This window comes from Aeromonas sp. S15(2024) (assembly GCF_041402265.1).
Classification (GTDB): Bacteria; Pseudomonadota; Gammaproteobacteria; order Enterobacterales; family Aeromonadaceae; genus Aeromonas; species Aeromonas dhakensis.
This window is the reverse complement of sequence record NZ_JBGLQY010000002.1, coordinates 538,063-550,577: the sequence shown is the minus strand read 5'-3', so window position 1 is coordinate 550,577 and position 12,515 is coordinate 538,063. Positions and strand designations below refer to the sequence as shown.

Here is a 12,515-nt window from a genome sequence, read left to right as displayed (position 1 = left end):
GGCTTATTTGCAGGCAAAGCTCGCCGCGGGCAGCCGTTATTTGCCAGATATTGGCTGCCGTTATTTTCCAGATGGCACCCGTCAGGTTTATGCAATGAAATTGCAGCGTGGGACAAGCGCCATCAGGGGCAAATATCAGGACGGATGTTCCAGCCCAGCCGATATCGAGCGAAGGGTGCAACAAGGGGGGCAGGCTGGTTCAGCGGGTGTGAACCTTGTGCCTGGAGCCCGGACAAGATCGCGCTGCCGCTTTGCCCTGTTCTGGCGGAAAAACCCGGTATCGCCCCATGGGCGGCGTGACTGGGTCTGGTGTTTGAGAGGTTGGCCGCCTGGGTTGCTGGTGCCTTGTTCAGGCGGCGCCTTGGACCAGGTATGGCTCAGGTGGGATAGAGGGCACCCAGTATCGCGGGGCGGCTGGCACAGGCGTATGGGAGGGCAGGTTGCCCTCCTTGTTCAGGCGGCGCCTTGGGCTAGTCCTGGCTCAGGCGGGGTAGAGGGCACCCAGCACGGCGGGGCGGCTGGCGCCGGTGACAGCCGGCAGGTTACCGGGTTGGCGGTGGATAAAGCGCTGTGCCAGCCAGGCAAACGCAGCGCCCTCCATCCAGTCGGGGGCAATCCCCAGCTCGGCCGTGTTGGCGATGCGCCAGTCGGGCAGCAGGCTGGCCAGCTCCGCCAGCAGCGGGGCGTTATGGGCGCCGCCGCCGCAGACATACAGCTCGGGTTGGCTCTGTGCATCAGCCAGTGCGGGCAGCTGGCGGGCGACGCTGTGACAAGTGAGCGCCTGCAGGGTGCGCTGTACATCCGCCGGGGCATGGGCGTGGCCGGTCAGCTCGCCATCGAGCCAGTCGAGGGTGAACATCTCCCGTCCGGTGCTCTTGGGGTGGGGGGCGGCGAAGTAGGGGTGGGCCAAGAGCTGCTCCAGCAACTCGGGGATGAGCTGGCCGCTGGCCGCCCACTGGCCGCCGGCATCGTAACCGGCCCCCTGGGGGTGATGGCGGCGATACCAACCGTCGAGCAGGGTGTTGGCCGGGCCGGTATCAAAGCCATAGACGCCGTCGGCCTGGCCCGGCAGCACCGAGATATTGGCGATGCCGCCGAGGTTGAGCACCACCCGCAGGGCGCCGGGGCGTGCAAAGAAGGCCTGATGGAAGGCGGGCACCAGTGGCGCCCCCTGGCCGCCGAGGGCCATGTCCATGGTGCGAAAATCGGCCACCACGTCGATACCGGTCAGCGCCGCCAGCAGGGCCGCGTTGCCGATCTGCAGGGTAAAGCCGAGCTGGGGACGGTGGCGGATGGTCTGGCCGTGGCTGCCGATGGCGCGAATATCCCTGGGAGTCAGCCCTGCCTTGGCCAGCAGGGCGTGGGTGGCGGCGGCAAATTCGCGGGCGACCAGGTTGTCGGCCACCCCCATGCGATCGATCTCGTTGTCGCCCGGGGTGCTGAGTGCGTGCAGCTCGTGGGCGGTGGGCCAGGGGTGGCTGACGGCCGCCTCGACCCGCAGTTCATCCCCCTCGATCAGCACCAGCACGGCGTCAATGCCATCCATGCTGGTACCGGACATCAAGCCTATATAGCGTTCAGTCATCAGGCTTCCTTACTTGCAGGTCGGGAAAAAGTACTTGAGAGAGAGTGCGGCCTCGATCCCATGCCGAATTCTGGTACCGGACATCAAGCCGATATAACGCTCGCTCATGACTGCTCCTTGTGGGTCAATTGCCGCCGTTGGCCCGCTTGTTCTGGGCCAGCTGCAGCTCCGGGCTGTCCAGCTTGGCGAGCTGGGGCATGGCCTGCGCCTTGAAGTTGGCCAGCGCCCGTCCGCTCAGGGACTCCGCCTGCGGCAGGTTGAGGGTGCGCGGGTTCTTGTGCACGCCGCCCACCACAAATTCATAGTGCAGGTGCGGCCCGGTGACCCGGCCTGTGCCGCCGAGCAGGCCGATGGTCTGGCCCTGCTTCACCCGCTGCCCCTTGTTGACGGTGCGCTTGGAGAGGTGCAGGTACTTGGTCACGTAGTTGCCGGCGTGCTTGATGAAGACGTAGTTGCCGTTGAACTGGTTGTAGCCGGCGGCCACCACGCTGCCGCCACCGGCCGCCATGATGGGGGTGCCCACCGGCGCCACGTAGTCGATGCCGTTGTGGGGGCGTACCTTGCCGGTGACCGGGTGCAGCCGGCGCGGATTGAAGTTGGAGCTGATGTATTTGAAGTTGACCGGCGCACGCAGGAAGCTCTTGCGCATCGCCTTGCCATCCGGGGTGTAGTAGTTGCCATCCTCGTTCAGCACGGCGCGATAGATGGCACCCTGGTTGACGAACTCGGCGGCCAGGATGTCGCCGGAAGCAACCCGCTCGTCATCCTGGAATTTCTCCTCGTAGACCACCCGGAAGCTGTCACCCGGTTGCAGATCCTGGGCAAAGTCGATGTCCCAGCCGAAGATGGCGGCGAGATCCATGATCTGATCCTCGGTCATGCCGGCATTGACGGCGGCGCCCCAGAAGCTGGAGCGGATCTCCCCTTTGGCCACCTGTTCGCGAGTGTCGAGCTCGAGCTTGACCGCCCGGGCGACAAACCCTTCATCCTTGCGGATCACCTTGAGCGCCTGCTCCAGGCTGTGGGGATAGTAGAGGCTGTGCAGCTCGCCACCCTTGGTGAGCTTGAAGGTGAGCTCCTGGCCTGGCTTGAGCAGGCGCAGGGTGTCGGTGCCGTTCAGCTGATCGATGAGGTGCAGATCCGTGGTGCTGAGGCCAAGGCGCTGGAAGATGACCCCCATGTTGTCGCCGCTGCGCACCTTCACCTGCTTGGTGATGTAGCTCGGCTTGGGTGGGGCGACGGGCTTGGCTTCGGCCAGCAGCGCCTCCTCGTCGACCTGCTGCTCGATGGCCAGCTCGTTGCCGTTGTCATCGACCCTTGTGGCGACTGCCTGTTCGCTCGGCCAGGCCGCCAGCATCATCACCATGATGCTCAGGATCAGCACCATCTTGCGGTGCCAGTGGGGGAGAGAGTTGAAGGCGTGCCAAATGACCATGAGAAGCAGACGAAGTTGAGCCGGGAAGAATGTCGGAGTTTACCGCCTTTCCAATTGGCCCGCCATTCCAGTAATATGTCTGGCCCTGTGGAATCGTGATTGGAGAGTCAAAAAATGTCCCAGCTCGAGGTGGCGCTAGCCGAGATCAAGCGCGGAGCGGAAGAAATTCTGGTGGAAGAAGAACTGGTCGCCAAGTTGAAGGAAGGGCGCCCGCTGCGCATCAAGTTGGGGATGGACCCGACGGCTCCCGACATTCATCTGGGTCATACCGTGATCCTCAACAAGCTGAAGACCTTCCAGGATCTGGGCCATGAAGTGATCCTGCTGATCGGGGACTTCACCGCCATGGTGGGTGACCCCTCCGGCAAGAACGCCACCCGTCCGCCGCTCTCCGAAGAGGCCATCAAGCACAACGCCCTCACCTATGCAGAGCAGGCGTTCAAGATCCTCGACCCGGCCAAGACCCGCATCGAGTACAACTCCACCTGGCTGAGCGAGCTGGGCGCGACCGGCATGATCAAGCTGGCGGCCAAGCAGACCGTGGCCCGCATGATGGAGCGCGACGACTTCAAGAAGCGCTACAGCAACGGCCAGTCCATCGCCATTCACGAATTCCTCTATCCGCTGCTGCAAGGCTATGACTCGGTCGCGCTCAAGGCGGACGTCGAGCTGGGCGGTACCGATCAGAAGTTCAACCTGCTGATGGGGCGCGAGCTGCAAAAAGATGCCGGCATGGCGACCCAGTGCGTGCTGATGATGCCGCTCCTGGTGGGCCTGGACGGCGTCAAGAAGATGTCCAAGTCCGCTGCCAACTACATCGGCGTGCACGACGCCCCGGGCGAGATGTTCGGCAAGATCATGTCCATCACCGACGATCTGATGTGGAACTACTACGAACTGCTCTCCTTCCGTCCGCTGGCTGAAATCGAAGAGTTCAAGGCAGGCATTGCCGCCGGCACCCTCAACCCGCGCGACGTGAAGATCTGGCTGGCCAAAGAGATCATCGCCCGTTATCACGACGAGGCGGCGGCCGAAGCGGCCCACGAAGACTTCACCCAGCGCTTCTCCAAGAACGCCATTCCGGACGAAATGCCGGAAGTCGAGCTGGCACTGGAAGGCGAAGGGCTGGCGATTGCCAACCTGCTCAAAGACGCCGATCTGGTGGCCACCACCTCCGAAGCACTGCGGATGATCAAGCAGGGCGCGGTGAAGGTTGACGGCGAGAAGCTGGACGATGGCAAGGCACTCATCGGTGCCGGTACCGCCGTCTACCAGGTCGGCAAGCGCAAGTTTGCCCGGGTGACCGTCAAGTAAGTCGCCACCTCCGGCGCCGCCATAAGAAAGGCCTCCCTTGCGGAGGCCTTTTTGTTGGCTCATTTCTGCTGATAGGGATCAGCCCTCTGTTTTCAGGAAGTTGCGATAGAGCATGTAGAGGTGGGCCGAGCTCCAGCTGAAGTTGCTGGCCCCCTGCATGGCGCCGGTCTCAGGGTTGTAGTTCTCGCGGATGGGGCCGCTGCCCGCCAGCCCCTCGGCATTGCTAAACAGCTTGTTGACGAGCTGCTGGGCATCGTTGCGATAGCCGTAATTCTCCAGCCCCTTCACCCCGAAGTAGAACTGATCCAGCCAGACCCGGCCGCGCCAGTAGATGTCGGGGTCATAGGCCGGGTTGGTCAGCGCCGCCGTGCCGAGCGGCACCCTGGTGTTGAACTCCTGGGCATTGAGCATCACCTCGCGCACCCGCGCCGCCTTCTCCTGGTCCGCCACCTCGGCCCAGAGCGGACTCCACCCTTCCGGGCCGCGGCCGCGGGCGGTCAACAGCTTGCCGACGCAGCCGTTGGCGTCGGGCAGATCCCCCTGGGCTATCTGGCGGTCGTAATAGAAGCCGGAGGCCTCATCGAATAGGCAGCTGTTGATATAGCCAGCCAGCTGGGTCGCCCCTTCGCGATAGCGGCTCGCCTCGTCAGGCTTGCCGAGCAGCTCGGCCATGTCGGCCAGGATGCGTTTCTCCTTGGCGAGGAAGGCGTTGAGCTCCACCGACTCCTGATCGATGGAGAAGCCGATGAGGCTGCCATCGTCCTGATGGTTCTCGAAGAAGAAGACGTTCCAGTCCTGCCGCGCACGGGCCAGGTCGCCGCCATAGGTCTTGTCGGCATAGCGCTTGAGCTGATCCTGCTCGATAAAGCCGAAGCGGGCGGCGTTGTCCATGCCGGACTCCCAGCCGGCGCCGTGCTGGGCGCCGATATCCATGTCGGCGTAGCCGCCAACGCTCAATACCTGCTGGTAGAGCGCCATGCCAGCGCAGCCATACCAGCCATCACCCTCATTGGTACAGCTCGACAGATCCAGCCCGACCGGTGCTCCCGTCGGGTACTGCACCTTGAAGGTGATGTTGCCGAACTCGTCGTTGTGCTCGACGTGGCGGGTGGCGCCATATTCGATGATGCCGTTGCGGTTGTTGTCCCGCGCCCGATACCACCAGTCGTGATAGGCCTGGATCTTCGGATACATCTCGGCGATGAAGGCCTTGTCCTGGGTGGCGCTGTAGATCTCCCAGATGGCCCAGGCGGAGAGAGGCGGCTTGGTGTCGCGCTCGTTCCAGTTGCCGCCATCACCGCCCCGATCGGCGAGCTTGTTGTAGAAGACGGCGTCGATCACCATGCCGGCATCCTGCGGCCGGACCGGGTCATCGGCCTGGATCTGGTAGTCATACATGGCGCGCACGTTGTTCTTGGCTACCTCGGGGTTGAAGTGGGCCATGGCATAGGCGTGCTTCCAGCTGTCCCAGGCCCAGACCCCGTCGAACCAGCGGGCGGTGTTGGAGGGGGTCACCCCGTCGTGCAGGATTGCGCCGGCCGGTGAGCGCCAGTTGCCGTTGAGGGTCTCCATCGCCTTGACCGCGATGCGCCGCTCCGATTCCGGGATCCCCTGATTGGAGAGGCCGCGCGCCAGGTAATCCTCCCAGCGGCGGATGGAGTCGTCGAAATGGCTGGCGGGGTCGGCCAGCAGCGCCTGGCGGCTCTGCTCGAAGCGGTCGGCGTCAGCACTGCTGTGGACATAGCTCTGCAGGGTGTAGATATCCTGCTGGCCCTTGGCGGCCAGGGTGAGGCTGGCCTCGCTCACGTAGCCGAGCCCCTGCTCGTCGAGGGTGGTGCGACTGGGCAGGGTGCGATCGATGCGGTAGCTGGCGCTGCCGCTTTGCATGATGTTCCAGGTGCTGCGCAGTTTGCCGAACTGGAATGCCACGCCGCGCTCGGTCTGGCTGATGGTGCGGGTCCAGGCGGGGTACTGCTCGGCGACCGTCTTGTTGGCATCCCACTGGTTGAGCAGCTCCCCCTGCCAGTTGAGCTTGAGGGTGAGGGGGGCGTCAGTGTGGTTGATGAGGCGGGTGCGAACCAGCGCAGTGCGGGCATCGCCATAGCGCAGCTCCAGCTCCAGGGTGAAGGGTTCGAACTCGAAGCGCTGCACCAGCGCCCCTGGGATGGCGTACAGCGCCTGCTTGCTGGCGCTGGTGAGCGGGAAGGCGCGGCCGCTCTCGTCGCTCAGGGTCAACTTGTCCAATTCGCTGGCGAAGAACAGGCTGTACTCCTCGGCGATGACCATGGGGCCGGTAAAGCCGCCCCATTCGCTGTCGCTGGCGGGCAGCAGGAAGCCGTGCCAGGCGCCGAGATCGAGCAGCGGGTTGTATTTGAGGTTGGAGTAGCTGTCAAAGTCACGGAACTGGAGCGGGGTACCGCTGCGGTCGATCACGTTCTGATACTGGTTCGCCAGGGTGGCGCTGGGGGCGGCCGGGCTGCTGGAGTCATTGCCGTTGCAGGCAGTGAGGCCGAACAGGGCGACGCTCAGGGTGACGGATAGTAAACTTTTACGAAACATCTCTCGCTCCAATGACAGTTTTTGTAGGTTAAGGAAGGTGTTTTTTAGTGCTTGTTTTAGTGAAACCGTTTGCGAGAGCCATTATAGGGCGATTTTGAGGGGATTATTGGCGCTGTGTCACAGTGCCGGAGGGGCAGGTGTGAGCCGGATCACCCGGTTACACGAGGTTACATAGCTTGATATTTTAGTAACTATTTACTTGTCTGGCGGCAGCCAGCGAGAGGGAGGAGGGGCAGGTGCGTAGGTATTGATAGGGGGTCAGGCCGAACTCCTGCTTGAAGCGGGCGGCAAAGCGGCTGGGGGAGTCGTAGCCACAGGCGAGGGCCGTCTCCAGCGGTGCCAGCCCCTGCTGCAGCAGGGTGAGGGCGTGGCTCATGCGCACCTGGGTCAGCAGCTGGCGAAAGCTGCGCCCCTCGGCGGCCAGCTTGCGCGCCATGGAGGCGCGGCTCATGGCGAAGTGCGGTGCCACCCCCTCCAGGGTGTGGTCGGCGCCCGGCTCCACCCCGAGGTAGCGGGCCAGCCGCTCGCCGAGGGTCATGGTGTGGGCGGGAAACAGCAGGTCGAGCCCGCCGGCGGCCTGCAGCTCGGCATAGAAGCCCTGCAGCAGCTGGGCCTGGGTGGCCTCATTGAGCCGCCGATCCGCCATGGAGCAGACCAGCTCGAAACAGAAGGCCAGCGCCGGGCTGACCGCCAGGCGCGGCTCCCTGAGCGGGCCGGTCTGGGCGGCGCTGAGCCATTCGACGGGGGGCGGGGTCAGCAGGGTCAGCGCGCGGGAGCGAAACTTGCCCTGCTCCGGCTGGTTGACGAAGGTGAGCTGGTGGCCGGCCGGGATCAGCAGCCAGCTCGCCTGATCGAACGCCAGACGCTTCTCCTGCCACCACAACTGCTTGTGACCCTGTTCCACCCAGATGATGGTGGGGGCGTAGATGAGCACCCGGTGCAGCGGCTGCTGGCGGATCCCGAGATAGTGGTGCAATTGCAGCAGCGGCGTGCTCATCCGGCGGATTCCTAGGGGGTGACGAAGGTGGCGGTCAGGGTGGCCTTGCCAAGGGCCATGCTGTTGAGCATGTAGCCTACCATGGCGGGCGGAGTGTCTGCCTTCACCTCCAGGGTCTGGGGCAGGGCCCAGGCGGTGAACTGGTAGCGGTGCATGCCGTGGCCGGCGGGCGGGCAGGGGCCGCCGTAACCCTGGCTGCCGAAGTCGGTCTTAAGCTCCAGCCCCTGCTTGAGCTTGCCGGAGGCGTTGCTCGGCAGCTCGCTCTGACTGGCCGGCAGGTTTACCACCAGCCAGTGCCACCAGCCGCTGCCGGTGGGGGCGTCGGGGTCATAGGCGGTGATGGCGACACTCTTGGTGCCGGCAGGCAGGTCCTGCCAGCTCAGCTGGGGCGAGCGGTTCTCCCCCTTGCAGCCAAAGCCGTTGAAGCTGAAGGCCTTGTCCATCAGCTGGCCTTCGTGGATGTCGCTGCTCTTCAGGGTCATGGCACTGGCGGGCAGGGCCGCCACGCACAGCAGGGAGAGCAGGGTGGTACGCTTGGCAATCTTCATGGTGAGGCTCCTCGGTGGATGATGGGATCAGTCTAGCGAAGAGGGGGAGGGGGTGAGTAACCTAACGGCTCAAAGTGGCCATCTTGCCGCCATGATGTGAGTCGTTGTGTTGATTTCTGGTGAGCGCTGAGAAAGTGCGGTGGTGCCCTCGGGCATAAAAAAACCGGCATCATGGATGCCGGTTTTTTACTGTGCTGACAGCTGATCGCGCGACTTAGCGCAGGATCATCTCGTCACGGCCCGGGCCGACGGAAACCATCGGCACCGGTACGCCCAGCAGCTCTTCGATGCGCAGTACGTACTGCTGAGCTGCTTTGGGCAGCTCGGCGAAGGTGCGGCAGCCGGTGATGTCTTCGCTCCAGCTTTCCATCACTTCGTAAACCGGCTTCAGACCGGCAGTTTGCGGCCAGATCGGGTTCTCGGTGTGGGCACCTTCGTAGGCGACGCAGATCTTCAGATCCGGCAGGCCGGTCAGGCAGTCCAGCTTGGTCAGCGCCACTTCGTTGGCAGCCTGCAGCTCGACACCGTTCTTGGTGGCGACGGCGTCGAAGTAGCCGACGTCACGGGGACGACCGGTGGTGGCGCCGAATTCGTTGGCGATCTTGCGGAACTCGTCCTGGTTCTCCATGGCGGTCAGCAGGGTGCCGGTACCGACAGAGGTGCTGAACGCCTTGGCGACGGCGATGACGCGCTCGGGACGCAGACCCGGCAGGCCGCCACCGATGCCGGCATAGGCGCCGGAAACGTGGGAGGAGGTCACCCAGGGGTATTCGCCGTAGATCAGGTCACGGCCGGCGCCCAGCTGGGCTTCGAACAGCAGGGTCTTGCCTTCGGCCTGCAGCGCTTTGAGCGGCATGCTGACGTTGCAGACGGAGTCGATCCAGGGAGCGGACACTTCCAGCAGCCAGTCGGCCATCTCCTGGGCGGTCTGGTTGAATTCGAAGGTCGGGTAGAGGGCCTTGAGCTGCGGCAGTTTCCAGTCGAGGAAGAATTGAATGCGCTCGACCAGTACTTCCGGCTGCTTCAGCCAGCCCACCAGGATCGCTTTCTTCATGACGCGATCGCCGTAGGCGGGGGCGATGCCCTGACGGGTGGAACCGTAGGCGCCGTCGCCCAGGCGCTGCTCTTCCAGGGTATCTTCCATGGCGTGCAGCGGCAGGCAGAGGGTGGCGCGATCAGAGATGGCCAGCTTGGGAGTGACGCCGGAGGCTTTCACTTCGTCCAGCTCGACGGTCAGTTTCTCGGGGCTGATCACCATGCCCGGGCCCAGCACGACCAGGCAATCCGGGTTGAACACACCGCTCGGAACCTGGTGCAGCTTGAAGGTGCCAAGGTCGTTGACGACGGTATGGCCGGCGTTGTTGCCGCCCTGGAAGCGAATGCTGGCGCCGGCTTGGCCTGCCAGATAATCCACGATGCGGCCTTTGCCTTCATCACCCCAGTTGGCACCTACGACTACGATAGACGACATGACTCTTTCTCCTAAGACGTTAGGCGATCATCCTAGGAGGCCGGGGCGGATTAGAAAAATTAATTATCTTTATAATTCCGATAAGAGAGTCATATAATTGCGGCGAATTTATCGGCAAACCGCCCCGCTGCCGTGCCGACGTCCCCCTCAGGGGCCCGTGCGGCCGTGGCGGCACACGAGGACCCCCATGCTGGACATCCACTGGCTGCATACCTTCGTCACCCTGGCCCGGCTGCAGCACTTCGGCCAGACCGCCACCGAACTGCACATGACCCAGCCCAATGTGAGCCTGCACCTCAAGAATCTGGAGCAGGCCACCCGGGTCAAGCTCATCGAGCGCAGCCCGTTTCGGCTGACCCAGGCGGGCGAGCGGCTGCTGCAAAGTGCCGAGCGCGCCATCGCCGAGCTGCAGCTCTGCCAGTCCGATCTCAACGCCCTCAACCAGCTGAGCCAAGGGACGCTGGCCATCGCTGCCAGCGACATCATCTCGCGCCTGTTGCTCATTCAGCCCTTTCAGCGCTTCAAGCAGGAGTTCCCCGGCATCGACCTCACCCTGTTCAACACCACTTCGGATCAGGCGGCGGAGCTGGTCAAGGCGGGCAAGGCGGATCTGGGCTTCGTGATGGCGCAAAAGCGCAGCGAGCCGCTGTTCTATACCGAGTTGCAGCAGGTGACCTGGTGCGCACTGGGCCACGGTCTCGCCCGCTGGCAGGCGCGGGCGCAGGCGGGGGAGAGCGATCCCCTCGACGAGCCGACCCTGATCCTGCTGGGCCACGACACCCGTACCCGGGCGCTTATCGACCCCTCCCTGCCGCTGCTCGGTCTGCCCAGCTGTCGCATCATGGAAGTAGGCAGCGTGGACGCCCAGCTAGACTGGGCCGAGGCGGGCTTCGGGGTGGCCATAGTGCCGGACTTTTCCATTCACCCGCGGCTCAAGCTGACCGCCCCGGTGACCCGGCTCACCGATTTCCCCGGCACCAGCTTGGGGTATGTGGTGCGCCAGAACCAGGTGCTGTCGCGCGCCATCAAGCAACTGCTGCACTGGGTGGAGCAGGAGATCCAGCGCCCGGCACCGTTGCCGGACGCCAGGGCTTGAGCCTACCCAATATCGAAACAAAAAGAGGCCACCCTTGGGTGGCCTCTTTCGTTGTGGCTGTTTGGCGCTCTTACTGGGCAGGCGTGCCCTCTGCGCTCGGTGCGGCCTGTGCCGGTGCTGTCGATGCCGGTTCGGCGGGGGCCGGCGAGGCGGGTTGTGCCCCGCTCACCACGGCAGAGGGGCTTGGCGCGGCCGTGCCGGTCAGCGTGCCGCCCTGTTCCACGGCGGCACCTTCGAGCACGCTACTCGCGCCCGGCTCGGTGGCTGCGGCTGCCGAGGAGGTCGGCAGCAGGGCGCCAGGAGTCTGCCCGGACGAGGTGGCGGGCGTACCTTCCGGGGAGGGGGCGCCCGTCGCGCCGGCAGCTTGCTTCGCGTCCTCACCGGCGGGGTGCGCCACTTCGGTGGGCTGCGCCGCTGAAGTCGCCTGGGCCTCCGAGGTCGCCGGAGCCGGGCTCAGGCTCTCGGGCAGCAGGGTGGGTGGAGCATCCGCCATGCCGGCGTGGCGCGGCACTTCCGCCTCACCCAGCATCCCCTCCAGGGTGAGCTGGGTCAGTGCCGGGTGGAGGCGGGTGAACTGCTTGAGCCGGCCGCTCAGCACGTCGCGCACGGTGCGCACCTCGCTATCCGGCAGGCTGGCCAGTGCCACCAGCTCGGCGGTGACGGCGAAGGTGTTGATCCCGCTGGTCTGGCCCGGATAGAGGTTGGCGCCGATGCGGCCGCGCTGATAGTAGGGGTGCTGCTTGAGCAGCCTGTCTATCTGTTCCCCCTCGATGGGGATGAGGCGCGCCTTGCAGCGGCCGGTGAGATCGCCGATGGCCTGATTGGGGTGGCCCGCCACCACGAAGGCGGCGTCCAGGGTACCGTCACAGAGCCCCTCCAGCCGGTTGTTGGCCGCGGCTGGGATGAGGGGGGCAAAGCTCTTGGCCTGCCAGCCCATGGCCTCGAGCAGCGCCTGGCTGGTGACCCGCTCCCCGGAGCCCGGGTTGCCGAGATCGACCCGCTTGCCTTCGATGTCGGCCAGGGTGTTGATGTTGCTGTTGGCGCTGGCAAGCAGGGTCAGCGACTCCTGATGGAGGCGGTATAGGCTGCGCAGCTGATCGGCGGGGGGCTGGCCCTGGAAGGGGCCCGTGCCGTGAGCGGCGTGATGCAGTACGTCCGACTGCACCAGTGCCAGCTGGATGTTACCCTGCGCCAGCGCCTTCAGGTTGGCGAGGGAACCCGAGGTACTCTGCACCGAGCAGTGCAGGCCGTGGCTGCCGCTCTCTTCATTGAGCAGCCGGCAGATGGCGCCGCCGGTCGGATAGTAGACGCCGTTCAGCGGCCCCGTACCGATGGTGAGATAGGTGGCGGCCTGCAGGGGCAGGGCCAGGGTCGCTGCCAGCCAGGGCAGGGCTCGGCGCAGCCGGATGGGCAGAAGGTGCAAGACGCGTTGGAACATAGTGAACCGGATCATTGGCTGATAAAAAGGATGGGTCAGTCCCATCCCGGTTGGCATCGGGCCGTTGCCCGC

General features: G+C 64.6%; 9 protein-coding genes. 2 read left to right on the top strand and 7 right to left on the bottom strand.

All coding sequences use genetic code 11. The features are described from left to right. Positions 1 to 481: 481 nt before the first annotated feature. Together ACB033_RS06555 and ACB033_RS06550 are read right to left on the bottom strand one after the other, a co-directional pair. On the bottom strand, positions 482 to 1,585 hold the full coding sequence (locus tag ACB033_RS06555) for an anhydro-N-acetylmuramic acid kinase (RefSeq protein WP_268000582.1): 1,104 nt from the start codon (positions 1,583 to 1,585) through the stop codon (positions 482 to 484). Between the two features lie 124 nt (positions 1,586 to 1,709). Beyond that, entirely contained in the window at positions 1,710 to 3,020 is a 1,311-nt protein-coding gene (locus tag ACB033_RS06550) for a peptidoglycan DD-metalloendopeptidase family protein (protein WP_126881336.1), read from the bottom strand. 114 nt (positions 3,021 to 3,134) lie between these two features. Between ACB033_RS06550 and tyrS the strand changes: the two genes are divergently transcribed. Beyond that, positions 3,135 to 4,334, top strand: a complete 1,200-nt coding sequence (gene tyrS, locus ACB033_RS06545) for a tyrosine--tRNA ligase (RefSeq protein ID WP_005303305.1) — start codon at positions 3,135 to 3,137, stop codon at positions 4,332 to 4,334. 78 nt (positions 4,335 to 4,412) lie between these two features. Here tyrS and ygjK read toward each other — a convergent pair whose 3' ends face one another. The 4 genes from ygjK to ACB033_RS06525 form a co-directional block, all read right to left on the bottom strand. Continuing rightward, a complete protein-coding gene (gene ygjK, locus ACB033_RS06540; RefSeq protein ID WP_139725499.1) occupies positions 4,413 to 6,893 on the bottom strand; it encodes an alpha-glucosidase in 2,481 nt (826 codons plus the stop codon). Between the two features lie 184 nt (positions 6,894 to 7,077). Next, on the bottom strand, positions 7,078 to 7,890 hold the full coding sequence (locus ACB033_RS06535; RefSeq protein ID WP_139725498.1) for a helix-turn-helix transcriptional regulator: 813 nt from the start codon (positions 7,888 to 7,890) through the stop codon (positions 7,078 to 7,080). Positions 7,891 to 7,901: 11 nt separating this feature from the next. Beyond that, the gene (locus ACB033_RS06530) at positions 7,902 to 8,438 is read right to left on the bottom strand and encodes a YbhB/YbcL family Raf kinase inhibitor-like protein (protein ID WP_139725497.1); all 537 of its coding nucleotides are present in this window, start codon (positions 8,436 to 8,438) and stop codon (positions 7,902 to 7,904) included. A 214-nt stretch (positions 8,439 to 8,652) separates the two neighbouring features. Further along, a complete protein-coding gene (locus ACB033_RS06525; RefSeq protein WP_005303296.1) occupies positions 8,653 to 9,909 on the bottom strand; it encodes an adenylosuccinate synthetase in 1,257 nt (418 codons plus the stop codon). A 187-nt stretch (positions 9,910 to 10,096) separates the two neighbouring features. On the opposite strand from ACB033_RS06525, the gene ACB033_RS06520 reads away from it, so the two are divergent. Next, the gene (locus tag ACB033_RS06520; RefSeq protein WP_010633251.1) at positions 10,097 to 11,005 is read left to right on the top strand and encodes a LysR family transcriptional regulator; all 909 of its coding nucleotides are present in this window, start codon (positions 10,097 to 10,099) and stop codon (positions 11,003 to 11,005) included. Between the two features lie 70 nt (positions 11,006 to 11,075). Here the strand turns inward: ACB033_RS06520 and ACB033_RS06515 are convergent, their stop codons facing one another. Beyond that, positions 11,076 to 12,443, bottom strand: a complete 1,368-nt coding sequence (locus ACB033_RS06515; RefSeq protein ID WP_139725496.1) for a TAXI family TRAP transporter solute-binding subunit — start codon at positions 12,441 to 12,443, stop codon at positions 11,076 to 11,078. Positions 12,444 to 12,515 lie beyond the last annotated feature (72 nt).

Coding starts and splice junctions, on each gene's coding strand:
- ACB033_RS06525 (WP_005303296.1), bottom strand. CDS start 9,909: ATGTCGTCTATCGTAGTCGTAGGTGCCAACTGGGGTGATGAAGGCAAA.
- ACB033_RS06550 (WP_126881336.1), bottom strand. CDS start 3,020: ATGGTCATTTGGCACGCCTTCAACTCTCTCCCCCACTGGCACCGCAAG.
- ACB033_RS06555 (WP_268000582.1), bottom strand. CDS start 1,585: ATGACTGAACGCTATATAGGCTTGATGTCCGGTACCAGCATGGATGGC.
- ygjK (WP_139725499.1), bottom strand. CDS start 6,893: ATGTTTCGTAAAAGTTTACTATCCGTCACCCTGAGCGTCGCCCTGTTC.
- ACB033_RS06530 (WP_139725497.1), bottom strand. CDS start 8,438: ATGAAGATTGCCAAGCGTACCACCCTGCTCTCCCTGCTGTGCGTGGCG.
- ACB033_RS06535 (WP_139725498.1), bottom strand. CDS start 7,890: ATGAGCACGCCGCTGCTGCAATTGCACCACTATCTCGGGATCCGCCAG.
- tyrS (WP_005303305.1), top strand. CDS start 3,135: ATGTCCCAGCTCGAGGTGGCGCTAGCCGAGATCAAGCGCGGAGCGGAA.
- ACB033_RS06520 (WP_010633251.1), top strand. CDS start 10,097: ATGCTGGACATCCACTGGCTGCATACCTTCGTCACCCTGGCCCGGCTG.
- ACB033_RS06515 (WP_139725496.1), bottom strand. CDS start 12,443: ATGTTCCAACGCGTCTTGCACCTTCTGCCCATCCGGCTGCGCCGAGCC.